The sequence below is a fragment of the Thalassoglobus sp. JC818 genome (genome assembly GCF_040717535.1).
Classification (GTDB): domain Bacteria; phylum Planctomycetota; class Planctomycetia; order Planctomycetales; family Planctomycetaceae; genus Thalassoglobus.
In genome coordinates this window covers 93,151-117,454 of the sequence record NZ_JBFEFI010000008.1, presented here as the reverse complement: position 1 = coordinate 117,454, position 24,304 = coordinate 93,151, and the positions used below count along the sequence as shown (strand labels likewise).

The window sequence follows — 24,304 nt, the reverse complement described above, 5'->3', positions numbered from 1 at the left end:
ATTTCAGTTTTGTGAGTGCATGACCGAATCGGTATTGTGAGTCCCAGATGGGGCGGGTAGAATTTAACTGGACATTTGTGCGGTAGGAGTTCCGCTCCACCGAGAGGAGTGCTCGATGGCTGGTGAACAGATCGTTCTCATCGAAGATGACCGCGAGATTCAATCGACTTTGAAATCTGTTTTAGAGGGGATTGGATATCGGGTCTTTACGGCGACGAACGGTGTGGATGGTCAGAAAATCATTCAGGAACAAGAGCCTGACGTCGTGATTACGGACATGATGATGCCGCGGATGGGGGGATTTCCTGTTTTGGAATACCTCTCAACGCTCGATTCCCCTCCGGCGGTCATTATGATTACGGCCAACGAAGGTGGACGGCACAAAGCCTATGCAGAAATGTTGGGGGCTGTCGATTATCTTCGTAAGCCATTTGCGATGGATGTCATGATCGAATCCGTCCGCAATGCACTCGAAGGACGGAATTCCGGTCAACCCAAGAAGGGATCATCAAGTCCACTTGGGAATCGGGTGTCCCGCAAAAAGTCGAAAGATGAGTAAATCGAGAGCGGTTCACGACTCGGTTTTCTCTGTTCCTACTACCAAAGATTGCTCAGACGATTGATTTGCGAGCGGAGTCAACACAGACTCAGCGGAATCGCTCGCAATTCAACACGACACTGACTGAAGACAGCAGAAAATTCTATGAGTTCCATCGAAACGACCACTCAAATCCAATGGCATGAAGTTGCGCAACAGGTTTTGAGTGGAAATGCATTCACACGCGAGCAGGGTCTGGAACTCCTTCAGTCGAGTGACTCCGAACTTCTGGATCTTCTGGCAGCCACTTTCCTCGTCCGTCGCACATACTTCGGGCGGACTGTTCAGCTGTACTATTTGAAGAATGCCAAGAGCGGATTGTGTCCCGAAGATTGCGGGTATTGCTCGCAGTCGATCGTGTCGGATGCACCGATTGAAAAGTACACGATTGCGAATGAACGAGTGCTCATGGAAGGGGCTGCCAAGGCAGCTTCGAGTCAGGCACGAACATACTGCATCGTTGCTAGCGGCCGAGGACCAACCGATCGAGAAGTTGATCACGTTTGTCGCGTTGTCGCGAAGATCAAAGCCGATCACGGATTACATATTTGTGCCTGTCTTGGGCTTCTGAAACCTGATCAGGCTCAGCGACTCGCAGATGCAGGTGTCGACCGTATCAATCACAATCTGAACACATCACGTCGCTACTACGAAGAAATCTGCACCACTCACACGTATCAGGATCGAATTGATACGCTGGAAGTCGCGCAGAAAGCCGGCATGGAGTTGTGTAGCGGTTTGATTGTCGGGATGGGGGAAACTCACGATGACATCCTCGACACGGTCTTCGAACTGCAGGCGTTGAACGTCAAATCAATCCCGGTGAACTTCCTGCACTCGATCGATGGAACGCCTCTGGAGAAGCGTGAAGATCTTGACCCCCGGCAGTGCCTCCGTATTCTTTGCTTGTTGAGACTTGTCCATCCTGCGACCGAAATTCGCATCGCTGGCGGACGAGAAGTGAATTTGAGATCGATGCAAGCCATGGGGCTGTATGCTGCCAATTCGATTTTTGTGAGTGATTATCTCACTACGAAGGGGCAGTCAGCAGAAGACGATTTTTCGATGATCGAAGACCTCGGCTTTGAAGTCATCATTGGTGGACATGAAATGGCGTCTTAACTTCCGGCGCTGGTTTCTCGTCGAACATCAAGACCTGAAAATCGATCGGTGATGCACTCTCGAACGAGGGAAGTCTCGCGAAGGTGCGAGTCAGCGAAACGCGGAGTCATCGAGATTCGTCAGAATCTCTTTCCCGTGCTGCATCGCTCCGACAATGGAATCGGTGACGGAGAACTGATGCCGTGATTGTCACGGGAGACGGACTTCGTAAGAACAGTTGGCAAATGTGCTCTGTTCGAAATGTGACGATCACCGATTCCGCGATTTGATCCGGAATTCGATTTCAGGGAGTCACCGATGCAGCAGCGAAGACTTTGGGAGGAAGACGCTCTCTCTCAATTTCATCCGGTGATTCAGGATTGGTTCCGCTCTCGTTTCGCAGGTCCTACAGATCCGCAGCTGGCAGGCTGGCCGCATATCGCCAGAGGTGATCACACTTTGATCGCCGCTCCGACGGGAAGTGGAAAAACGCTGACCGCATTTCTCGCGATTATTGATCGTCTCTTTCGGATGTCGCTGTCTGGAGAGATGGACCCCGAGCTGCACGTCATCTATCTCTCTCCACTTCGCGCCCTGTCGAATGACATGGAGAAAAACCTGACGGGGCCGCTGGAGGAAATTTACGAACTCGCACGAAGTCAGGGGCTGGACGTTTCTCCGATTTCTGTCGGGCTGCGAACGGGAGATACTCCTTCCCATCGTCGGGCAGCGATGGTCAAAAAGCCGCCCCATATTCTCGTCACGACTCCGGAATCTCTCTTCTTGCTGCTGACGGCAGAACGAAGCCGCGAGATGCTTCGTTCTGTGCGGACGGTCATCATCGACGAAATTCATGCACTCGTGCGAGACAAACGCGGATCGCATCTCGCACTTTCTCTCGAACGACTGGAAGCTCTCGCGACGTTTCCGCTGCAACGAATCGGACTTTCTGCCACGCAAAAGCCGATTTCCAGAATGGCTGAATTTCTGATCGGGCAGCGAACTGACAATTTCGAGGAAGAAGTATCAGTAGCACCTGAGCTGAAGGAATTGAACTGTCAAATCGTCGATGTTGGGCATCAACGCGATCTCGATCTGGGAATTGAGACTCCGCCGAGTGAGTTGTCAGCAGTCTGTTCGCATGAGCAGTGGGCAGAGGTCAATGGTCGGCTTGTTGAGTTGATTCAAAGTCACCGCAGCACATTGATTTTCGTCAACACTCGTCGGCTTGCCGAACGCGTGACTCATCAGTTGACTGAACTTCTCGGTGAAGATGCCGTTGCGAGTCATCACGGCTCACTCTCGAAAGAAATCCGTCTCAGCACTGAACAGCGACTGAAGTCTGGAGAATTAAAGGCAGTCGTCGCGACGGCTTCGCTCGAGCTCGGAATTGATGTTGGGTTTATCGATCTTGTAATTCAGTTGGGCTCGCCGCGTTCGATTGCTGCCTTTCTGCAGAGAATTGGTCGGTCGGGGCATGCTTTGGGACTCGTCCCCAAGGGGCGACTGTTCGCGCTGACTCGCGATGAGCTTGTCGAATGTATGGCACTGTTTCGAGCGATTCGCGCGGGCCGACTCGATGTGACTCCGATTCCGGAAGCTCCGCTGGACATTCTGGCTCAACAGATCGTTGGCGAAGTTGCCAATCAGGAATGGGATATCGATGACCTGTTCAACTGCTTTCGACGTGCATGGCCGTATCAAAAGCTGACACGCGAGAAGTATCAGGAGGTTTTACAGATCCTCAGCACCGGAGTCACCGATCAGGCTGGTCGAGCGCGTGCGCTAATTCACTTTGACCATGTGAACCGACGAATCAAAGGGCGGAAGGCAGCCCGGTTGATCGCGATGAACAATTCCGGGGCCATCGGAGAGACGGATTTGCTCCGTGTTGTCCTTGAAGATGAAAACACTGTCGTCGGGACAGTCGATGAAGAGTTCGGAATTGAAAGCTCAGCGGGGGATATCTTTCTTCTCGGAAACTCCTCGTGGCGGATTCAGCGACTGCGCGGAAATGATTTGATCGTCAGCGATGCACATGGAGCTCCGCCGACGATTCCATTCTGGAGAGGTGAAGCTCCGGGACGGACGATCGAACTTTCGGAAGAGATTTCCAATCTCCGCGAAGAAATCGAACAGAAACTGATCACCGTCGATAAGTCGGTGACTGATGGGCTTTCGAAGATCAGCGAACAGGATCGACCGGACAGGTATCGAACAATTGTAAACTGGCTCATCTCTGAGACTCATTGCGACGAATCAGCTGCGTGGCAAACGGTGATGTATATCGCTGCGCAGCGAGCAGCTGTGGGAGTGATTCCAACGACGCGTCGGGTCGTCTTTGAAAGGTTCTTCGACGAGTCGGGCGGCATGCAGCTGGTGGTTCATGCTCCCTTTGGCGGTCGAATCAATCGGGCGTGGGGACTTTCGTTTCGAAAGCGGTTTTGTCGGTCGTTTGATTTCGAGTTGCAAGCTTCAGCGGATGATGATGGCTTTATCCTCTCGCTCGGACCTCAGCACAGCTTTCCGATTGAGTCGCTGTTCCCAATGATGCGACCGGACAACGCGCAGAACCTTCTGGAGCAGGCACTTCTGGTCGACCCGACGTTTCACCTCCGCTGGCGATGGAATGTCACTCGCTCTTTGTTTGTCGACCGCATGCGGAATGGAAAGAAGGTTCCTCCAGCACTGCAGAGATTTCGAAGCGAAGATCTGCTGACTGCTGTCTTTCCCAAGCTGACCGGATGTCAGGAGAACATCACCGGAGATCATGAAATCCCGAGTCATCCATTGGTCCAACAGACGATGGAAGACTGTCTGCGTGAGGCCCTCGACATCGATGGACTTGTCGAAGTTCTCGGACGCGTTGATCGAGATGAGATCACCTACGTTGGTCGAGACACGCGGGAGCCATCTCCTTTTGCTTACGAGTTACTGAATGCAAATCCTTACGCGTTTCTAGACGGCGGAGAGGTTCAGGAACGGCGGGCTCGTGCAGTCGCGACTCGACGTTCGCTCAGCATCGAAAGTGTGCGCGATCTTGGGAAGCTGGACCCGGAAGCAATTCGAGCAGTGGTCGCGGAAGTTCAGCCATTGATTCGGAATGAGGATGAACTCCACGATGCTCTCGTGACACGATTTCTGGTTCCGGTCGATGATCGCGATGAAAGCTGGGTGAGACAGCTTTGCTTTCGAACAGACGAACACACGGAGTTAATCCAAGATCTGGTCGATCAATCACGCATCGTCCGAATCGAGTCAGAAGACGGACTCCAAGCGTGGGTGCCTGTCGAGTGCTGGCCAGCGATTCAAAAACTCTGGCCGAACCTCGAATCCGAAAACTCAGTGGCTGTTCCGCCGACGGTCCGTCAGCAATGGAATGAGAGTGAAGCTCTCGTTGCTGTCCTCCGTGGGCTGGTTGAAACGAGCGGACCTGTCACAGCGGTTCAAATCGCTGACGTTCTCCATCTTCCGGTTTCACGTGTGATGGGAGGATTGATCGCATTGGAAGGGGAAGGAATTGTTCTTCGAGGACGGTTCCTCAACTATGACCCAGACCTCGACAGTGATTCTGTCGACATCGAATGGTGTCACCGACGTTTGCTGGCGCGAATTCATCGACGGACGATTTCCGGGTTGAGAAAAGAGATCGAAGCGGTCTCTCCGGCGGTCTATCAAAAGTTCCTCGAGAGACATCACGGCGCGACGAAGGGGCATCAGCGAACCGGCAGCGACGGAGTCTTCGAAGCCATCGCACAACTGCAGGGAATTGATCTTCCGGCTGCTTCTTGGGAGGAATCAGTTCTGCCGCAACGTATCGCGGAATACCAACCAGCGTGGCTGGATGAGCTGTGTCTTTCTGGTGAAATCGGATGGGGACGGCTGGGAGCGGTCGCCAAAAAGAAAACGTCCGGACGACCTATGGCTTCTGTGACAAAAGCGGTTCCTGTCTCGATTTTTCTGCGTGAGGATGTCGATTGGCTGAGTGATAGCAAGGGAGAACGCGATATCGAATCGCTTTCAGATTCGGCAAAGGAGATCGTCGGACTGTTGCAAACTCGTGGAGCTTTATTTGCTCGTGATCTGTTGGAATTGACCAACCATCTTCCGACTCAACTCGATGACTATCTTGGAGAACTGGTCGCGCACGGATGGATTACTGCCGACGGATTTTCCGGGCTTCGCAAGTTGACTCAAACACGCGCGGAAGTGAAGTCGTCACGACGAAGGCCTTCGCGACAAAGACAACGGCAAGCAACGACGCAAGTGGGCCGCTGGACACTTTGCGAGACGACCGATTTGCAGAACAACGAAGAGAGAAGTGAAGACACTGCAATCTCACGAGATGAACTGGTCGAGCAATGGGCCTGGCAGTTGATTCGACGATGGGGAGTCGTGTTTCGCGAACTGGTTCTTCGAGAAAGTCTCGCGCCTCAATGGTGGGAACTCTTGCGTGTCTTTCGTCGACTCGAAGCTCGCGGAGAAATTCGCGGGGGACGTTTTGTGTCTGGCGTAGGAGGAGAGCAATTCGCCCTGGGAGAAGCCATTCGTGAGCTGAGGACTCTTCGAAGCGATGAAGGCGAACCGCAACTGACGGTATTTTCCGCTGCAGATCCTCTCAATCTCACCGGTGTGGTCGGTCCCGGCAGAAGGATTCCCGCTCTCGCTGGAAATCGAATTGCGACCCTCAACGGATCGATCGTCGCGACAAAGAAGAGTGATGAAGTTTGGATGGCGGAAGAGTTGCCTGATTCGGTCCGGCAGCAGATCGCGATGGAGTTTGGACTCATCAGGAAGTCGAAGTCGACTGATCGTCAGCGAGTCTTTGATCGGCAAGAAGGATCGAGGAAACGGAAGACCCGAAAGCGGAAGAGGCCCGATTCCGGTGTACCGAAGCCTTTTCCTTTCTAGAGCAAGTTGCTCTTTCCTATGCACTCGCTTGCGCTATTTCACAAGACAAAAGCATGTGCTTGCTCGTGCGCACCAAATCAAGAAATGCTCTAAACTGATGAATGGACTTCCGGAATTCGCCGAAAGCCATTCCCTGTGCGAAGAAAGTGGAAGTGGCTCTTGCGAGTAATGATCGACCACAATGTACAATGCATCAACAACGTTTTGAGACAGCTCAGAATGCAATTTGGTAGATGGCGTAAACAAGTTGCTCTTTCGAGTGCAAACCAAATTTGAGAATACTCCAGAGAAGTTTTGATCCGGAAACGAATGCAACAGGCAGTCGCTGCAATCACCGTGTTTGAGAGACGCTCAACGCTTTCAATCGTTCAGAGAGTGCTGCTGAGTGTTGCTCTCGCTGTTGGAGTGCTTTCGAACTTCCGTTCATGCCCAGCGGACGACCAGCAAGCTGTCGAGCCCGTGAACTTTGACAGAGACATTCGTCCGATTCTGTCAGAGAATTGTTTTCATTGTCACGGCCCTGATGCTGGTGACCGCTCGGCAGATCTGCGATTAGATGAGCATGAAGAAGCTTTGAACGTCATCTCTCAGGGGGATCACGCGGCCAGCGAGTTGTTCGCTCGCGTCAGCAGTGATGACGAATTTCTGAAGATGCCGCCCGTGGATTCCAATCGTTCACTGACAGACGAGCAAATTAAACTGCTCGGTCGATGGATCGATGAAGGAGCGAAGTGGAGTCCTCACTGGTCGTTAACCCCTATTGAAGCGCCACCGGTTCCAGCGTTGGGGAACTCTTCTCAGACAGAGTTCGAGAACCCCATCGACGCATTCATTCAGAGGCGACTTGCACAAGAAGGTCTGTCATCATCACCGCCAGCTGACAAGCGGACGCTCATTCGTCGCTTGAGCCTCGACCTGACCGGTCTTCCGCCGACTCCTGAGCAGGTTCAGGCATTTCTCGATGCTGATAACGACGAAGCATACGAGAGACTCGTCGACCAGTTGCTTTCCTCACCACACTACGGAGAACGGATGGCCTGGAACTGGCTCGATGCTGCTCGCTATGCAGACAGCAACGGGTATCAGGGAGATCGAGAACGCACGATGTGGCCGTGGCGAGACTGGGTCGTTCAGGCGTTCAATGACAATCTCCCTTACGACCAGTTTACGATCTGGCAACTTGCAGGTGATTTGCTTCCCGATGCGACATTCGAACAGAAGCTTGCGACCGGGTTCTGTCGGAATCACATGATCAATGGTGAAGGGGGACGCATCGCCGAGGAGAACCGGGTCGACTACGTCATGGATATGACGGAGACAACCGGAACGTTGTGGCTGGGTCTCACCATGAATTGTTGTCGATGTCACGATCACAAATTCGACCCGCTTCTTCAGAAAGACTATTACAGCCTCTATTCGTTCTTCAATCAGACACCTGTCACCGGGGCGGGAGGCGATCCGCAGACAGCACCGGTTCTTGCGGTTCCGTCAACCGATCAGAGTCAACAGTTGGCGAAACTGAGAAGCGATTTGAAAGCGGCTCGGAAACAGCTTGAACAGGAAACTGAGGAACTGAATGCGAAAAATCCTGAAGAAGGTTCATCAGAGGTTGAAGACTCTGACAGTGAATCTTCAAAGCTGGTGAAGTCGCTGGAGGAGAAAATTGAGGCTCTTGAGAAACGAATTCCCAAAGTCATGGTCATGCAGGATCAGACAGTGCGGCGGGACTCGTTTATTCTCGAACGCGGATTGTACACCGCACATGGAGAGCAAGTTTCTGCGGACGTTCCGGAAAGCTTGCCGCCGATCATTGAACAAATATCAGCTGCTGATGGAACTGGCGAGACGCAGGAAGCTGATCGACTGGCGCTCGCGAGATGGCTTGTTTCTGATCGCAATCCATTAATGGCACGAGTGGTGGTCAATCGTTTTTGGCAGCAGGTCTTCGGAATCGGGCTGGTGAAGACTCCGGAAGATTTTGGAGTGCAGGGAGAGCGTCCCAGTCATCCTGAGTTGCTCGATTGGCTAGCTGCCGACTTTCGTGATTCCGGTTGGGACGTGAAGAGACTCATGAAGCTCATGGTGATGAGTTCTGCTTATCGACAGTCTTCGCGTACAACACCGGAGATGCTCGAAGTAGATCCTCAGAATCGTCTTCTCGCGAGAGGACCACGTTATCGACTTCCGTTCTGGATGGTTCGCGATCAAGTTTTGGCTGCGAGTGGATTGCTGGTCCGAAAGCAGGGAGGGCCACCGGTGAATGTCTATCAACCAGAAGGAGTCTGGGAGGAAGCGACATTCGGGAAGAAAGAGTACAAGCAAGACCATGGGGAAGACTTGTATCGCAGAAGTCTCTACGTGTTCTGGAGACGAATTGTCGGGCCAACATTTTTCTTCGACAACGCTTCGCGACAAACGTGCACGGTAAAGGTCTTTCGAACGAATACACCGTTGCAAACATTGTTGACGCTCAATGATGTCACGTATGTCGAAGCAGCTCGTGTTTTGGCTGAGAAAATTCTGACAGACAGGTCTGCTGGAGACACTGAGCGACTTCATCAGATCTACGAACGTGTTTTGATGAGAGCTCCGAACGAACTGGAAGTTGACGTTCTTCTGCGTGGACTGAATCGGTCTCGTGACGAATATCAGGCGGCGCCGGAACTGGCTGCGTCCCTTGTCTCGATCGGTGAGGCTCCAGTCAACTCGGATTTGCCGGCTGTGGAACATGCGAGTTGGACCGCACTTTGCCTTGCGATTTTCAACCTCGACGAAACTCTATCCAAGGAATAACGCAATGGACCCGCGGCTAGAAAACCAGTTGCACATGACGCGAAGAGAGTTCTTCGGCCGTTCCGCAACCGGTCTCGGGACGGCTGCTTTGGGGGCGTTGCTGAATCAGGAATGTCTGGGCTCTGCAGAATCTCTCGGAGGATTGCCGTCGCTTCCACACTTCGCTCCCAAGGCGAAACGCGTCATCTATCTCTTTCAAAACGGGGCTCCGACGCATGTCGATCTGTTCGACCATAAGCCTCTCTTAAGTCAACTGCATGGAGAACCGATCCCGGCCGGCTACGTCGACGGCAAACGCTTCAGCACGATGACCGGAGATGCTTCCGGGAAACTGATGCTCGCTCCTGTGGAACCGTTTCGCCAGTACGGGGAGTCAGGAGCCTGGGTCAGCGATTTGATGCCACATACCGCTCAGATTGCGGATAAGCTTTGCTTCATCAAGAGCATGCGTACAGAAGCTGTCAATCATGCTCCAGCGATTCAATTCTTGCTGAGCGGAGGAGAAATTCCTGGGCGACCCACCCTCGGTGCGTGGCTCACGTACGGTCTGGGATCGGAGTCAGCGAACCTGCCCGCTTTTGTGGTGATGACGTCGATCACCAAGAACACGACCTGTGGGCAGATCTTCTACGACTTCTACTGGGGAAGTGGATTTCTTCCTTCGAAGTATCAGGGAGTCAAATTCCGTGGCAGCAACGAACCGGTTCTTTATCTCTCCAACCCCCAAGGAATTTCGCGAGAGATGCGTCGAGGATGGCTCGATGACATCGCGGAAATCAATCATCAGAAGTTGAGGGACTTTGGTGATCCGGAAATCGCAACTCGTATCTCGCAGTACGAACTGGCTTTCAAGATGCAGGCGAGTGTTCCGGAGTTGACGGACCTGTCGAGAGAAACAAAAGAGACTCTTGAGATGTATGGTCCCGGAGTTGAAGAACCGGGAACATTCGCCCACAACTGCTTGCTGGCCCGAAAACTGATCGAAGGTGGGACGCGATTCGTACAACTGATGCACGCTGGCTGGGACCAGCATAACTCGTTGACGACCGAGCTCTACAATCAATGCCGCGATACCGATCAGGCAAGTGCTGCACTCGTTCAGGATCTCGACCGGAGGGGACTATTGGACGAGACCCTTGTGATTTGGGGCGGGGAGTTTGGGCGAACACCATTCCTGCAGGGGGATATCAACAATCGTGTGCGATGGGGAAGAGATCATCATCCCTATGCGTTCACGGTTTGGATGGCTGGCGGGGGAGTTCAACCGGGGAAGTCTTACGGATCGTCAGATGATCTGGGAGTGAATGTCGCGACCGATCCCGTTCACGTTCATGATCTACAGGCCACCATTTTGCACTTGCTGGGGATTGATCACGAGAAGCTGACATATCGATTTCAGGGACGCCAGTTCCGGTTAACAGACGTTCACGGACATGTTGTCAGCGACATTCTGGCGTAGTCTTCTCTCGGGTGAAGCTTCTTCAATTCCGCCTGAAACTTAACGTCGTTTTTGCTTTTCAGCCTGAATAACCTCCTCAATCTGAACGAGCCACTCAAATTGACGCGTTCTGGTGACTCGATCACGGCACGTGAATCTTTGTGAGCTAGAGTTTTTCGACTGTTTTGACCCATGTTGAAGCGTGAAGCGACGCGCGTCGTTTCCGGGACCGTCAGAAAACACAACGCACTCCGGGATTTCCCATGGACCCTCTCGACGTCTATCGAATTCGCAAGCTGAAAGTTTATCGGTTTGCAGCCTATGTCCTCGTGGGATTCGGTATCCTGAGCGGTGTCGTTGGTCCACTCGGTGTGGCGATGGTCAAAGAGAAGACTGACGACGGTGGCAACTGGCCATCGGTGAATGGGAAAGTCGTCAAATCTGAAGTCGAAACTCGCGAGGAAGAATCGACTGTCATGATCGGGAAACGCATCACGAAAGTGACGACGACCGATTACGTTGCCCGTGTGCTTGCAGAGTTCGAAGTTGACGGAAAAGCATACACGACAGATCGAATTCATCTCATTGGGAAACAAGCATTCAGCAAGCGAATCCCAGCTGCGGCGCTGCTGAACAATTTCCCGATCGGGAAGGAAGTTCCGGTCTATTACAACCCTGAGAATCCCGAGGAGGCGATGCTTTCCAAAGGCTCCAACATCGATACGAATCCGATGACGGTCGTAATCGGCGGGATTTGTTTCGCGTTCGTTGGAATCGTGATCGTGACAATTCTGTCAAGCGTAATTGGCATGATTGAATCGAAGTACGACGATGAGGCGATGGAGATTGTTCCGAGTACGCCAGAGAATTCCGATCGGCACTTCTCAGAACTTCAGTCGGCGAAGTACTTCAAGAACCAGGGTTAGAGTTCTTCGATGACTCGATCTGCCAGCGACAAGCAGTTCGCGAGTGCGGCCGATCGCAGATGGTGTGAGTCTTGCCTTAAAGTCGGTCGACGGCCAAAGCGGCGCGATAAGCTGCCTGAGCTTCAAAGTATGTCAGTAGGGCTGCAACTTCTTTGTCTGCTGCTTCCTGAGCATATTGTTCTCGCAATGAGACTTTCAACATGTCTGAGAGTCCGAGTTCCTCGTTTCGAGCTTCACGTCGGGCAAGATCGACAGCCAGCCGCACTGCTTCACGAGCTTGAATGACCTGGACTCGGGACTGTTCGAGAGCGACGTAGGCACTTCTGACTTCGGCAGCAATCTGGTCGGTGGCGTACCGACGCTTGGCGAGTACCTGAGACACTTTGCCTTCGATCGACTGCATCTTTCCAATCGCTTTACGTCGCTGAATTGGAACAGAGACGTACACACCAGCGTCGAATTCGAATCGTGATTTATCACGCTTCGAAGATGCAGGGGCTCCGACATCATCGGAAGCGACGAAAACTGCATCGACCTCTGGTCGCATCAGGTTCGCAGCCTGAGCATGTTCCACATCCAGCTGCCGCCGCACGAAGTCGAAGATTCTCAGCTCCGGGCGGTTTTGAAGCGCGATGTAGATATCGCTGTCGAGGTCCTGAGCGTCAATTGCTTTGACTTCCGGAAAGACTGGAAGTTCCTTCAGATCAGGAATAATCGGCTGGCCGTTGAAGTCGCGGTAGTAAAGCGAAAGCTTGATCGCCTTTTCCTGAACCTTCTGCAAGGCACTAGCCTGTTTGGCTCGTCGATCAGCCATCAAACGCAGGTTGTCCGTATATTCAGGAGGGTCGAGGAACCCTTCTTCCACCTGCCGGCGGATCCGATCGTTCCGATCGTCAGCAATTCTGAGGACCTCTTCGACGATTCGTAATTGACGTCCAGCAGCGACCCATTCCCAGTACGCGAAGGAAGCTTGTTCCACGAATGCGATGAGCTGAGCCTGAATTTCTGGCTCAACAATTTCCCGCTGAATGGAAGATGTCCAGACGTCAGTTCGTCGGGCATCAATCGTACGATCCTGAGCAAGAGGAACTGCGATGCCAGCCTTAAATTCTCCGCCATCGTCGGTTTGGCGTTCTTTATACCACGGCTGGAAATCGCCTCGTCCGATTCGGTATCCAGCGAATACATCCGATCCTCCGAAGAGTGGTTGTACGACGCCGATGTTGTTGCGATAAGTTTCGTAGAAACCGAAGTTGCCGGTTTCGGATGCTCCCTTAAGCTTGGTGTCGAACTCGCCCCACGCTGCGAGGTAGTTTCCGTTGGCGACATTTCTTTCAAAGAGTGCCGACTGAAGCTTGGGGTACGACTGATAGACCGAGTTGATCACAGCATCCAGATAGAGTTCCTGACCGGTTTGAGACTCCGGAGGATCACCCGTCAAATCCGGCGGTAAGAAGAGTTCTTCGTCGGTCGGTTGCGGGAGCTCTGGCTGCGGAACATCGGGAGCTCTGTTGTCTGCAGCTTCCTCCGGTGGCTGAGTCGGTGTCGGAACAGGCTCTGCTTCTGGAACCTGTAGAGATGCCAACTGAATAGTATCGGCAGAGCTGGATTCGTTCGCGGGTTTGTTGACTGTTTCGGAACGAGTGGCTTGCTGCTTTCCTGTCGGAGTTGATTCCAGTCCCAAAGTCTGAGTGACGACGTTCCGCGATTGAACGCATCCCATGAGGACGAGTATGCAGCTTAAACTCAACCAGTGCTGGGCTGACATTCCTTTGCCTTTCGAGAAATTCCCGCACGTAGCGCGCAGTCAGGGAGACCGTCTATGACGGGCGCTCCCTGTGGAATCATTCGTCCAGATTTGAAGGACGAACGCAGTTCCACTTGGAATCTCCTGAAACAAATGATCAGATGAACCCATATTCCCGGAAAAGTCTTCCCAGGCTCACTGGTGCTCCGAGGCTGCCTATTTTCTATTTGGGCAGCGGAGGCTTGGCCGGCTTCTCGTCTTCTTCCCGATCGGTGACAACCGGAGGGAATCCGTTGAGCTGTCGCCAGACTTCGTACCAGAGAGGAACGACATCGAGCATGACCCAGCCGTTCGCTCGCACTCCCTGACGCAGATAGCGGTCATCCGGCCAGTCTTCTAGTTTGACTGGTCGAATCAGTGTTCGAAACTTCCCTTTCCCGTCGTCGATTGAATCGACAGAAACCACCTCGCCGCCGAATGTTCCGACAGCAACGGACGGCCATCCGGCGAATTGGACAGCGGGCCATCCTTCGAACTGAAGTCGGACATGACGTCCCGGTTCGACGAGCGGAGCATCGTTCCCTTTGAGCCAGATTTGCACGGCTCGGTCTTTGGTATCGGGGACGATGGTGCAGATCGGGTCTCCTTCCTTGAGAACTCCGGTTCCGAAGTTGGGAGTAATCTGAACGACAAAACCGTCGAATGGGGCCATGACGGTCTGATTTGCCTGTCGTGAGACATCAGATTCGAGTTTGTAAACGTCGGCCTGAGCTTTCGCCATCTCTTGGGTCACTTTGGCAACTTCAGTTTTGGCTTTCTCCATGTCTGCAGTTGCTTTGCGAACGGCAGCTTTGGCGTAATCAATGTCGACTTGCGCTTTAGCAATTTTGGCGACTCGCTCTGACATCTTTGCTTCGAGTTCTTTTGAAGCGGCAGCGATATCGGTACGAGCCTTTTCGACCTTGGCGCGTTGGGCAGAGAGTTTCGCCTGCACTTCCTGAACTTTTTGAAGAGCGATGTTTCCCTCGTTGTACAAGGTTTCCATTCGCGATGCTTCAGCTTCAAGCTGCGGAATGTGCGAAGCGTATTCGGTGAGCTGATTCTCGAGACCTCGGACTTTTTCCCGAGCTTGTTCGACGTAAGCATCCTGAGCGGCGATTGTCTCGGCTTTCACTTCCGTGTAGGCGATGACCTGTTCTTCGAACGATTCAACGACGGTGTGGGCTGCGTCGAGTGCTCGGTTGCTGGCGTTCAGTTGGTCTTGAGCTGATTGGACGCGCTCCCGGCCCCGTTCGAGTTGCTGTTGGAGTCGCATTGCATATTGCTCGTCGAGGTCTTGAATCTCGGCGATAACCTGGCCTTCGACGACGCGCGCGTTTTCGTGAATGTCTTCGCCCCATCGAATAATGCGACCTTTGATGGGCGCCTCGATGACCTGCTGCCGTTCACCCGGAGCAAAAGCAACCACACTCCCGGATCCTTTGATCGACTGTTGCCAGGGTGCGAATGCCATCACGAAAATCGTGGTTACCAAGCCGATGAACAAGATGGTGGCGACTCGACGGAACAACCTCGATGAACGGACCAGTCGCAAGGCTGGCATGTCCACTTCGTTGTATGCAACTGGAGCGAGGACGCGCCTGGGCTGTGACACAATTTTGGGGGCGTTTTGGAATTCTGTCTTACCCATTGATTTTTCCCGAGTTCAAAGATTGCTTTGCTGGGAGATCACCAAAGCTGAGTTCGTTTTGGGCTTTTGAAGAGAGAGCTTGTCGCCCGGTCGCGACGACCGCCGTCCATGAGGCATTTGGTGCGAAGATGACCTTCCCGATGAATTCGATGTCGGCGTCGGAGAACCCGTCGAGCAGTCCATCGATCAGCAGCAAACTTGGATTCCCTGCGATGGATCGTGCGAGCATCAGCTTACGCTGCTGATTGATCGTCAGCGGAAACCCAGTGGATGAGAGTTGAGTTTCAATTCCATCAGGCAGCTCGAGAATCTCGTCGAGGAGACCGACAGCCGTCAGGGCAATTCGCGTGTCGTCCATGGTGACGTTGCGACGTTGCAAGTGTACGTTTTCTGCGACGGTTCCTGAGAAAACTTCGACGTGACGCACAAGGGCATGCGCGTGTCGAAGAGTTTCCAGGCGAATCTCTCGAACGTCGGTCCCGTTGACGGTGATGTATCCGCTCTCGGACTCCTGAAGCCCGAATAACAGGTCCAGGAAGGTTGTCTTGCCACCTTCGTCGTCACCGGTGAGAGCGAGGTGTTCTCCGCCTCGAATGATCGTCGAGATAGGTTTCGACGCGGACTTGATGCCCTTATGCTTGACGTTCTTCACGACGAGACTGAGTTCGAGAGAAGTCGGCCGCGATGAGAGTCCTCCGTCTTCTTCGACAGGCAGGTCAAAGAGTTCACCGAGTTTGTCGACCGACGCCATCAGGTCGTAGAAAGATTCCATGTGCTTACCGAGTTTGGCAAACGAGCCAACGATGATCGTCACGATCAATTCTGCTGCGACAAGTTGTCCCAGCGTAAGTTCTCCAGCCACAACAAGCCATCCACCCAACCCCAAGAGTGCGGTACTTGCAACGGCCTGCATTCCGAGAGCAAAGAGGATTTGGCGAAAGACGATGTGGAAGTGTTTCTGCCGGGCGTCGAGATACTCTTGGGCGAGGTGATCCGTGCGTTCGATCGCGAAATCGGCTCCGCCCCGATAGCGGAACGCGGTTTGACACTCAGCTAAATCTTCCAGCCAGGCGACGATTTTGTATTTGGACTTGGATTCTTTGATGCTCGTGGCGACCGCCCCGCGACCGAGAACGAGAATGATGAACGCAATCAGTGCGAGAAGGACAAGGTCGAACCCCAGAAGCCAGGGATGGTAGAACGCGAGGACAGCCATACCGATCGCGGTACTCATCACGAGAGTCACACCATCGAGCAGAAACTGGGCAGCTGTTTTCTGAACGGTGACGATATCGAAGAAGCGATTCACTCGTTCTCGAGGACTGACCCCGTTGAAGGCTTTCACATCGACCCGGGGAATGCGATACCCGATATCCGCAGCGACGCGGACGAAGAGTCGTCTTTGAATGACCTCGACTACGAACGTTTGAACAGCTCGAAGCGCGGCTGAGAAGGCGAGAAAGGAAAATAGGATGAGGGCCAGCACGATCACCGGTTGACGGTAGCTTCCGAACGCGACCGTGTTGACCAAGGTTTCAATCGCCAACGGAACAGCCATCGTCAGAACGCCGATGACAATCGCGAAGACGAGAATCATGTAAACGTCTGCGAGTTCGGGACGCAGCAGTGCGATAAAGCGGTTTAAAGGTCGTGTCGCTCGTCCCGGGACTGCTGAGAGAGCCACCAGCGGTTCGACAACGACTGTGTTGACCAAGCCTGTCTCGGGGTCGACTGGAAGACGCTTCCTGATGGCTCCGGGAGTCGTTCGAACGAAGCGGCCATCATCTCTAGGATTGCTGATGAGCAGCGTTCGGCCATTTGTGCTCGTGACGCCGAAGAATCCACCGTCGTCAGGAGCTTTGGCGATCACCGTAGCCCCTTCGCGGGCCAGACTAATGAACTCATCCCAGTCACAGCTGATTGATTTGACTTTTAGACCGAGTCCGCGTCCAGCTTCGGAGACCCAACCCCACCAGGCGTCGTGTTGAGGATCAATTCGGTCTGCGATGGAGATATCGACAATTCGGCGGACCTGAAGACGGTCAACTTCCTCTCGTGAATTGAACAAGAGTTCCGAATAGATCTTCGTCAGTTCGATTCCATCCTGTAAGTCGACTGGCGAGTCTGTTCGTGTCACCACATTCACTGTTTGCTCCCATCGATAGCGGTTCTGGCAGCACCTGCGGTGCTTTGAGGGATTTTAGCCTGATAGGTCTTTGAGGCACATTGCAAATAACTGAATCGGAGAAAATTGAGCAGTGTTCATGAGATGGACAGAGGTGTTTTCTTCACGACTTGTGTTCAAGACGTAGTGTCGCAATTTTATGTCGTTCTTAAGTTGTTTGAAGATAGTGTGTTGCGCTCGAGAGTTGTCGGTGATTCTGGAGCCCATCAATGAACTCTTCGGCGACCGAGAGGTCACTTTCCTGCAAAGAAGAACAGTGACTTCCAATTGCAATGTTTAATGCGTTCGACAGTGCATCGTCGCTGAGGCTTACAGAATCCGAGGAGGCCCGGTTGATCTCTGTGAATTGTTTCTCGTGCAAAGTCACAAGAGGGAACGCAAATTCACAGGAGAGATCGGCGAGTTCGCCGCATGGCAGACTTCGAGACGACTGTTCTCGCGGCATTCAAGCTTTACCGCTGCGACGGTACTTCGTTTCGAGCGCTTGAGCGGACTCGCCTTCCGGGCTGATGTTGTAAGCTGTGATGATCAACTCGTCGGAACTGATGAGGTCATAAACGGTTCTCCACCCCCAGTCGGGAGTATCAACTCCGGTCATGTATTGACCAGTCACGTCGAGTGTCTCTTGTGTCAGCGTCCCGCGAGATAGCATGACCGATGTACTCATGTGAAATGAGTCTGCCCAACTCACGTCGATCGTCGCACCGACCGGATTGAAAACGAAAAGTTCTTCACCGACCCGCGGAGAGTTTCGAATTTGACCTGTGTAGTGATGACGGAGAAAGTTGCCTCCAATTGTCTTTTCGAAGTGCCCTTGGATTGGAGACTCATCCGCAAGCTGACCTGGTTCAAACCAAGTTCGGCAACTCCCGGTCCACGATCCACACAAGCGATCGAACCACTGATTGGCGAGTTCAGAATGTTGAGTGTTTGCGGAAGTACTCATCTGCTCCACTCCCTTAACATTGCGACCAATTTCTTTTACAAAAAATAGGAAGCCTAGGTGGAATTGTTGACGCAGGTAGTCTGTTCCAAGAGTATGGCAAACATCACAAATGGGTCTAGACAGAAGGTGAGGATTGTATCTCGATTCGTCTTGTCGGGTCTACCGAGCCTTCGAAAAGCTTAGGAAGAGGAAGACAATGCGAAGTACGGTTTCAACTTTGGCTCTGTTCGGAGCGATTGTTCTCTCGACGACTGTCGAGGGAGGAATGTTCTTGAACGGAAGCTTCGAGTCGCAGGCACAGGCGGGTCCAAGCCGAGTTAGCCTATCGAATCTCGACAACTGGACAAGTTCCGGTGGATTCATCTTGCTGGAACGTGGCGTGAACACCACTTCCAATATTGCTGCAGCAGATGGCGATCAGTTTCTGTCGTTCGGTCACAACGGTGCATCAGGTGGTCTGATTTCACAGACTTTCGACACGGTGATTGGGCAGGAGTACAGCGTCGATTTCCAGATTGCAACAATTCAAGGGACCGGTCTTTCGACAATTGTTGCCAGTGCATTTGATGGACTGAACTTGCTCGGTTCAACGACCTCCTCAACTCCCGACAATTCGAACGATTGGGTTGCTGGTAACACCCTGAAATTCATCGCGACAAGCTTGACCTCGACATTGCAGCTGCAAAACACATCAGGCGGCGGGTTCGCAAACTTGGCTTTAGATGACGTGACAGTGACAGCATCGAACTCTCCAGTCGTGCCTGAACCGTCAACGATGGCACTCTTTGGAATTGCCCTGGCTGGAGCTGGTGGACGAGTTGTCCGCCGTCGATCAACAGCGAAGTCGTAAACTGAGTGATAATTCAGTTTGGAGACCAAGGAAGACTGACACTCGTCGGTCTTCCTTTTTTTGTGGATGAGAGAGTTCGTCAATGCTTGATCGGAATCTGAGATCATCCGAGGGCCTGCAGGAGTGCACACCTTTTCGCTCATTAACCCCAAGAACGGTGCGAATTCCATTCACGATTCGGAAGAGAATCGCTCAAGCGGTCAATCGCATCGAATCGTCTTCACCATCATCAGAAGGTTGTCTGGAAGCGAGGGCTTGCAACATCTCTGCAAGGCGATCCTGGGCTGCCTGAAGCCGAGCGGAGCGTGCGTCGAGTTCTTCTTCGATTCTCCGAAGTTCGTTCTCTCGATCACTTCGAGAAGCGAGTTCCTCTTCAGTCTCCTGCATGTGTGCGCTTGGAGCTGAGTCCTCAATGCGGGCGAGGGCACGGAGCAGGGCTGAGGCACCTGTTCGACGCGATTGTTCGACAGCGGCGAGAGAATCAATCTCAGACTGCATCAGGTCGACGAGTTCATCTGCGCTGAGTTCACTCAAGTCGACCGGCTCGTCATCTGCGTCATCGGATGAGGCAGCTTCGGCGATTGGTTTGGATTCGACATGAAAAACGAACGGGCCGATTTCGATTAAGTCGCCAGCGCTGAGTGGACCTTCGCGAGTTGGATTTCTGTTGATCAGAAGCGGAGGTTCGGCGACGACTGCGTCAATCCAGAGTGCGTCTCCATTGGTCACGATCACACTGTGCAGAATCGGCATTTCGCCGCCAAGTTGCAGATGGCAGTTTGTGCCTGCTCCGATGAGAAAGCGGTCCGAATGAATAGGTCGATTCGGAAACTTGGTGTTACCACGCTCGATGCGAAGCCGGAACTCACGTCCCTGGGGGTTCGGATTGTTCATACATCAACCCTGTCAATCAGGACAGATTTCGCAAAATGGAGTGTCCTCGGTCGCGACTTGCGCAGCCAGTTTTTCGTTCTTCATGGGTGAACACACTTCTGGTGTCGACCGAAAGCATTCCTTCCCGACAGGGAAAATTCGGAAGAGACGGCATTTCTGTCAAATTTCGCCCAAACGGACAAGTGGCAAATGTCCGCGGAATTCCAAAGAAACTCGCTCCGCTGATTGTTTCGAGAAGACCAGCCCAAACGCGAACGCCGAGGGAAGGGCAGGACGCAAAACCTGCGGCAAAATGGTTGAGTGAATATGAGAACTTCAGGTGCGATCAGCACCCTGCGAAACTGCTGGAGGTTTTCAATTCGTCCTCGTCCAAATGAGAATCCGATGATTTCCTGATGTCGTGGGGCGTGCTACAATTCTTCCTCGGAGGCAACAGACGGTTCTCACTGTTCCCGAACTTTCCTCATCGCATCTAAATCAAAGTCGTTCTTCGACCACTTCATGGAGTGTGGAAATGTCTACTGATTCTCCGGTTGAAACCGTTGCAGAGAAGAAGGCTCGCGAGCCGGAAGTCAACAAGCTCTTCAAACTTCAAATCAAACATGAAGCGTCCGACTTGCATTTGCAGGCTGAGAAACCCGCGATGCTTCGAATTCGCGGAACGATTCGCGAGCTGACCATGCCTCCGCTGACTGAGCAGCAGCTTTGGTCGATGTTCTACGAGGTGATGGACGATCGAAACAAAATGATCTTCGAGCGGGATGGCGGAGCGGACTTCGCTCACATTGTCCCTTTTGAGGGCAACGATTGGCGTTTCCGTGTCAATCTGTTCAAGCAGCTTGGCCTGCCTGGAATGGTGGCTCGAAAAGTCGAGCAATCGATTCCGCCGTTCGAAGGGCTTTATCTTCCGCCTGTCATGGAAGAATTGTGCAAATATGATCAAGGGATGGTGTTGCTGGCCGGGGTGACTGGTTCTGGTAAGTCGACGACCATCGCTTCGATGCTCAACTGGGTGAATCACAACTATCGCAAGCACATTTTGACGATCGAAGACCCGATCGAATTCGTCTACACGCCTGACAAGTGTCTGATCAATCAACGCGAAATCGGGATGGACGTGATCGACTTCCATATCGCGATGAAACATGCTGTGCGAGAAGACCCGGACATCATGCTCGTCGGTGAATTGCGAGACGCGGAAACGTTCGAAACCGCGATTCACGCTGCGGAAACCGGTCACCTGGTGTTCGGAACGATTCACGCTTCGAGTGCTCCGGGTACGATCGGTCGTATTCTCGATCTCTTCCCACAAGCGATGCACAGCGCTATTCGAGCCAGTATGGCGATGAATATGAAAGCTATCGTCGGTCAGAAGCTTCTGAAAACGATTGTCGATAAGCCTTCGCGAGTTCCGATCGTGGAAATCATGCGGTTCAATCCAACCGTGCGAAAACTTGTGCTTGAGCAGAAAGACGAAAAGCTTTCTGCTGCGATCCGACTTGGAAAAGATGAAGGAATGCAGTTGTTCAACGACTCGCTCTATAAATTCATCACTGAAGAATATGTGAGTCGAGCGGCAGCGTTTGAGATTTCTCCAAACGTGGAAGAACTCAAAATGATGATCAAAGGAATCGACGTCAAAGCCTCCGCGATCCTGTAGTCCGAGCCAAAATTCTGCTAACCTGCGCGGAACATTTCGCAAGTTCGTACACTCTTCTGAAACAAGAAACAGGAAGATCGTGTTCGCTAGCTTCCGTATTCCGCATCTGAAGATCGTTTTGGTTGTGTTGGGCCAGTTTGTGGGAGGAGGGGTGTTATTCCCCTCTGCTCATGCACAAGAGCCAGTGGCTGTTCCGCCTCCAGCTCCGATCAATGAACCAGTTCCCGACGTGGCTGCCGATAGTGCAGTCGAAGTCGAACGGTATGCCGTGCCGGTTGATCCTTTCATTCGCGGGAATGCAATTCCAAGTCGACCCGATTACGGGCTACGTGTTGTTCAAACGCCGCAAGTCGGGTTTTATCTCTCGCTGTTAAAGTTTGGTTGCCTCCTTGTCGTGTTTGCGTTGTGGATTCACTCCTCGAGGTGGGTGCACGATGACGGTCGAGACCTTCATATTCGCCCGCAGTTTTGGAATGGCTGCATGACCACCGGAGGGGTGATCGGGATTCCCGCGGCACTGCTGGTGCCGCTCTTTCCCGTCGGGTTTCTAATGACTCTCTCGGCGATTGGTGCTCCCCTGGGGCTCTACATTCGCGAACGAAATGAGAACGTCCCCGCCGGTCGACGTGTGATGACGCCGGACCATATTGCTCGGTGGACAACGCGGCAGCTCGCCAAAGTTGGAATTCATATTGGCGGCGGTGAAAAGGGCGAAACGACTACCGGACCGCCAATCCAGTTCGTTGGAAAAACGAAAACCGGACGACGTGACGAAGCTAGAACACGTCAGGTGGAATCATCGCGTGGCTATGTCGCTGCCAAAGAACTCGTCTACGACGCGATTCAACGGCGGGCGACCGACATCCATCTGGAACCGAAAGACGAAGAGCTCGGGATTCGTGTCCGAATCGATGGCGTCATGTATCCTGCCGAACCGTTCGACAAAGCTGTCGGCGATGCGGTCATCAACATCTTCAAAGTGCTGTGTGCGATCGACATCACCGAGAAGAGGCGGTCGCAGGACGGCGGTTTCGGAGCGATCGTCGAAGGTCGCGAAATTGACTTTCGTGTCGCTTCACAGGGAACTCGGCATGGCGAAAAGCTGAGTATGCGTATTCTCGATCAGTCCAACTCAGTGGGCAGGGTCGAAGAACTCGGGATGCGTAAACAAATGCAGCGCAATCTCGAAAAAGTCATTCATCAGCCGCATGGACTGATGCTTGTTTGCGGACCAACCGGGGCTGGTAAATCGACGACTCTGTATGCCTGTCTGAACGACCTGGATTCGAGTGAACGCAACATTATTACTGTTGAAGATCCGGTCGAGTATTTGATGCCCGACGTCACTCAAATCGAAGTCAACACAAAGTCCGGAAACACCTTCGGCCAGGCTTTGCGAAGTATCTTGAGGCAGGACCCCGACGTCGTGATGATCGGGGAAGTTCGAGATACCGAGACAGCGAAAATCGCATGTCAGGCAGCCAATACTGGCCACATGGTTTTCTCGACAATTCACGCGAATGACACGATCACCGCGCTCTATCGTTTGCTCGATCTTGATGTGGAACCATTCATGATTTCCACGTCGATCTCTGCTGTTCTCTCACAGCGACTTGCTCGTCGACTTTGCACTCGGTGTCGGGAATCGTATCGTCCCAAGGCAGAACTCTTGAAAGCTGTGGGATTGCCACCGGAGAAGGTTAAGGAGTTCTTCCGTCCGCCGGTGAAGTCTCCGACGGTTTGCACCAAGTGCGGCGGATTGGGATACTATGGACGAGTTGGCGTCTTCGAACTCCTCATGATTACTGACAGGATTCGAGACATGATTCGCAGCACGGCCACGATGTCCGCCATTCGAAACGAAGCACGTAAAGACGGGATGCTTTACATGCAAGAGGAAGGACTAAGGTTAGTCGTACGGGGAGTTACTTCCGTCGACGAAATTACGAGGGTTGTCAAATAGCTGATCTCTAAACAAAAGGTCCAGAACGATGCCGCTATTCGAAATTGAGACTGACGCTCACATCATGATCGGGTGGGCAGACGACCGAGAAGGCGCACTCCAATTCGCCGAAGAGAATTACCCTGGCGAATCGGTGAAACGGGTTCACCAGCGACCTCGCGATGTCTGGGTCATTTCAAAGCGACTCCTGGGGATCGAAAACTCAACCGATCCGTGTAACACAGCACGCGACTGCCTTGCGAAAGCGGCCGGCGACAAAGTTCATGCGATTCGGTTATATCGCCAAGAAACCGGAACTGACCTGCACGAAGCGCAACTTGCAATCGAAACAAACATGTCGCTGGGCTGGTAGCTCACAATTCTGAACACGTTCATATCGATCCATCACATTGATGAATGATTCCGACGCGGGGCGGACCAGGGACGGATTCACGCTCCGCATGCTCGGGATGTCGCTCTTCGAATCGAAACTCGAAGAGTGTCTCGTGAGACTGATTGAATTCCCAAGTTCAATTTCACATCTGAAATCTCTTCGAGGGCGGTGATTTCCCTTTCGAGGGTCTGTCGGCTACTCTGCTCAGCTTATCGCACATCGCAGTCTC

At 52.8% G+C, this 24,304-nt stretch carries 15 protein-coding genes; 10 read left to right on the top strand and 5 right to left on the bottom strand.

The features are described from left to right. Positions 1 to 115 precede the first annotated feature (115 nt). From AB1L42_RS19975 to AB1L42_RS19950, 6 genes are all read left to right on the top strand, one after another. On the top strand, positions 116 to 559 hold the full coding sequence (locus tag AB1L42_RS19975; RefSeq protein ID WP_367060390.1) for a response regulator: 444 nt from the start codon (positions 116 to 118) through the stop codon (positions 557 to 559). A gap of 144 nt (positions 560 to 703) precedes the next feature. Further along, positions 704 to 1,720, top strand: coding sequence for a biotin synthase BioB (gene bioB / locus AB1L42_RS19970; protein WP_367060387.1), 1,017 nt, complete (start codon positions 704 to 706; stop codon positions 1,718 to 1,720). 297 nt (positions 1,721 to 2,017) lie between these two features. Further along, positions 2,018 to 6,610 carry a DEAD/DEAH box helicase gene (locus AB1L42_RS19965; RefSeq protein ID WP_367060384.1) on the top strand — a complete coding sequence of 1,531 codons (4,593 nt, stop codon included), beginning with the start codon at positions 2,018 to 2,020 and terminating at the stop codon, positions 6,608 to 6,610. 309 nt (positions 6,611 to 6,919) lie between these two features. Continuing rightward, on the top strand, positions 6,920 to 9,403 hold the full coding sequence (locus AB1L42_RS19960; RefSeq protein WP_367060381.1) for a DUF1553 domain-containing protein: 2,484 nt from the start codon (positions 6,920 to 6,922) through the stop codon (positions 9,401 to 9,403). A gap of 4 nt (positions 9,404 to 9,407) precedes the next feature. Then, positions 9,408 to 10,862, top strand: a complete 1,455-nt coding sequence (locus AB1L42_RS19955) for a DUF1501 domain-containing protein (RefSeq protein WP_367060378.1) — start codon at positions 9,408 to 9,410, stop codon at positions 10,860 to 10,862. Positions 10,863 to 11,104: 242 nt separating this feature from the next. After that, positions 11,105 to 11,767, top strand: coding sequence for a DUF3592 domain-containing protein (locus AB1L42_RS19950; protein WP_367060375.1), 663 nt, complete (start codon positions 11,105 to 11,107; stop codon positions 11,765 to 11,767). 76 nt (positions 11,768 to 11,843) lie between these two features. Here AB1L42_RS19950 and AB1L42_RS19945 read toward each other — a convergent pair whose 3' ends face one another. From AB1L42_RS19945 to AB1L42_RS19930, 4 genes are all read right to left on the bottom strand, one after another. Beyond that, positions 11,844 to 13,535: a TolC family protein gene (locus tag AB1L42_RS19945; protein ID WP_367060372.1), complete on the bottom strand. Its 1,692-nt coding sequence runs from the start codon at positions 13,533 to 13,535 to the stop codon at positions 11,844 to 11,846. Positions 13,536 to 13,737: 202 nt separating this feature from the next. After that, positions 13,738 to 15,204 carry a toxin secretion protein gene (locus AB1L42_RS19940; protein WP_367060369.1) on the bottom strand — a complete coding sequence of 489 codons (1,467 nt, stop codon included), beginning with the start codon at positions 15,202 to 15,204 and terminating at the stop codon, positions 13,738 to 13,740. Beyond that, entirely contained in the window at positions 15,197 to 17,350 is a 2,154-nt protein-coding gene (locus AB1L42_RS19935) for an ATP-binding cassette domain-containing protein (protein ID WP_367060366.1), read from the bottom strand. The genes AB1L42_RS19940 and AB1L42_RS19935 overlap by 8 nt, the downstream gene beginning before the upstream one ends. Before the next feature lie 484 nt (positions 17,351 to 17,834). Further along, the gene (locus AB1L42_RS19930; RefSeq protein ID WP_367060363.1) at positions 17,835 to 18,335 is read right to left on the bottom strand and encodes a DUF1579 family protein; all 501 of its coding nucleotides are present in this window, start codon (positions 18,333 to 18,335) and stop codon (positions 17,835 to 17,837) included. A 196-nt stretch (positions 18,336 to 18,531) separates the two neighbouring features. On the opposite strand from AB1L42_RS19930, the gene AB1L42_RS19925 reads away from it, so the two are divergent. Beyond that, positions 18,532 to 19,185 carry a DUF642 domain-containing protein gene (locus AB1L42_RS19925; RefSeq protein ID WP_367060360.1) on the top strand — a complete coding sequence of 218 codons (654 nt, stop codon included), beginning with the start codon at positions 18,532 to 18,534 and terminating at the stop codon, positions 19,183 to 19,185. 192 nt (positions 19,186 to 19,377) lie between these two features. Here the strand turns inward: AB1L42_RS19925 and AB1L42_RS19920 are convergent, their stop codons facing one another. Next, the gene (locus tag AB1L42_RS19920; RefSeq protein WP_367060357.1) at positions 19,378 to 20,079 is read right to left on the bottom strand and encodes an FHA domain-containing protein; all 702 of its coding nucleotides are present in this window, start codon (positions 20,077 to 20,079) and stop codon (positions 19,378 to 19,380) included. 514 nt (positions 20,080 to 20,593) lie between these two features. Between AB1L42_RS19920 and AB1L42_RS19915 the strand changes: the two genes are divergently transcribed. From AB1L42_RS19915 to AB1L42_RS19905, 3 genes are all read left to right on the top strand, one after another. After that, positions 20,594 to 21,739, top strand: a complete 1,146-nt coding sequence (locus tag AB1L42_RS19915) for a PilT/PilU family type 4a pilus ATPase (RefSeq protein WP_367060354.1) — start codon at positions 20,594 to 20,596, stop codon at positions 21,737 to 21,739. A gap of 79 nt (positions 21,740 to 21,818) precedes the next feature. After that, entirely contained in the window at positions 21,819 to 23,702 is a 1,884-nt protein-coding gene (locus AB1L42_RS19910) for a GspE/PulE family protein (RefSeq protein WP_367060351.1), read from the top strand. Between the two features lie 28 nt (positions 23,703 to 23,730). Beyond that, positions 23,731 to 24,054: a DUF6793 family protein gene (locus tag AB1L42_RS19905; RefSeq protein ID WP_367060348.1), complete on the top strand. Its 324-nt coding sequence runs from the start codon at positions 23,731 to 23,733 to the stop codon at positions 24,052 to 24,054. Positions 24,055 to 24,304 lie beyond the last annotated feature (250 nt).

Excerpts from the sequence above, each read along its gene's own strand:
- AB1L42_RS19920 (WP_367060357.1), bottom strand. The coding sequence starts at position 20,079 with ATGAACAATCCGAACCCCCAGGGACGTGAGTTCCGGCTTCGCATCGAG.
- AB1L42_RS19945 (WP_367060372.1), bottom strand. The coding sequence starts at position 13,535 with ATGTCAGCCCAGCACTGGTTGAGTTTAAGCTGCATACTCGTCCTCATG.
- AB1L42_RS19925 (WP_367060360.1), top strand. The coding sequence starts at position 18,532 with ATGCGAAGTACGGTTTCAACTTTGGCTCTGTTCGGAGCGATTGTTCTC.
- AB1L42_RS19930 (WP_367060363.1), bottom strand. The coding sequence starts at position 18,335 with ATGAGTACTTCCGCAAACACTCAACATTCTGAACTCGCCAATCAGTGG.
- AB1L42_RS19950 (WP_367060375.1), top strand. The coding sequence starts at position 11,105 with ATGGACCCTCTCGACGTCTATCGAATTCGCAAGCTGAAAGTTTATCGG.
- AB1L42_RS19975 (WP_367060390.1), top strand. The coding sequence starts at position 116 with ATGGCTGGTGAACAGATCGTTCTCATCGAAGATGACCGCGAGATTCAA.
- AB1L42_RS19905 (WP_367060348.1), top strand. The coding sequence starts at position 23,731 with ATGCCGCTATTCGAAATTGAGACTGACGCTCACATCATGATCGGGTGG.
- AB1L42_RS19915 (WP_367060354.1), top strand. The coding sequence starts at position 20,594 with ATGTCTACTGATTCTCCGGTTGAAACCGTTGCAGAGAAGAAGGCTCGC.
- AB1L42_RS19940 (WP_367060369.1), bottom strand. The coding sequence starts at position 15,204 with ATGGGTAAGACAGAATTCCAAAACGCCCCCAAAATTGTGTCACAGCCC.
- AB1L42_RS19965 (WP_367060384.1), top strand. The coding sequence starts at position 2,018 with ATGCAGCAGCGAAGACTTTGGGAGGAAGACGCTCTCTCTCAATTTCAT.
- AB1L42_RS19955 (WP_367060378.1), top strand. The coding sequence starts at position 9,408 with ATGGACCCGCGGCTAGAAAACCAGTTGCACATGACGCGAAGAGAGTTC.
- AB1L42_RS19960 (WP_367060381.1), top strand. The coding sequence starts at position 6,920 with ATGCAACAGGCAGTCGCTGCAATCACCGTGTTTGAGAGACGCTCAACG.
- bioB (WP_367060387.1), top strand. The coding sequence starts at position 704 with ATGAGTTCCATCGAAACGACCACTCAAATCCAATGGCATGAAGTTGCG.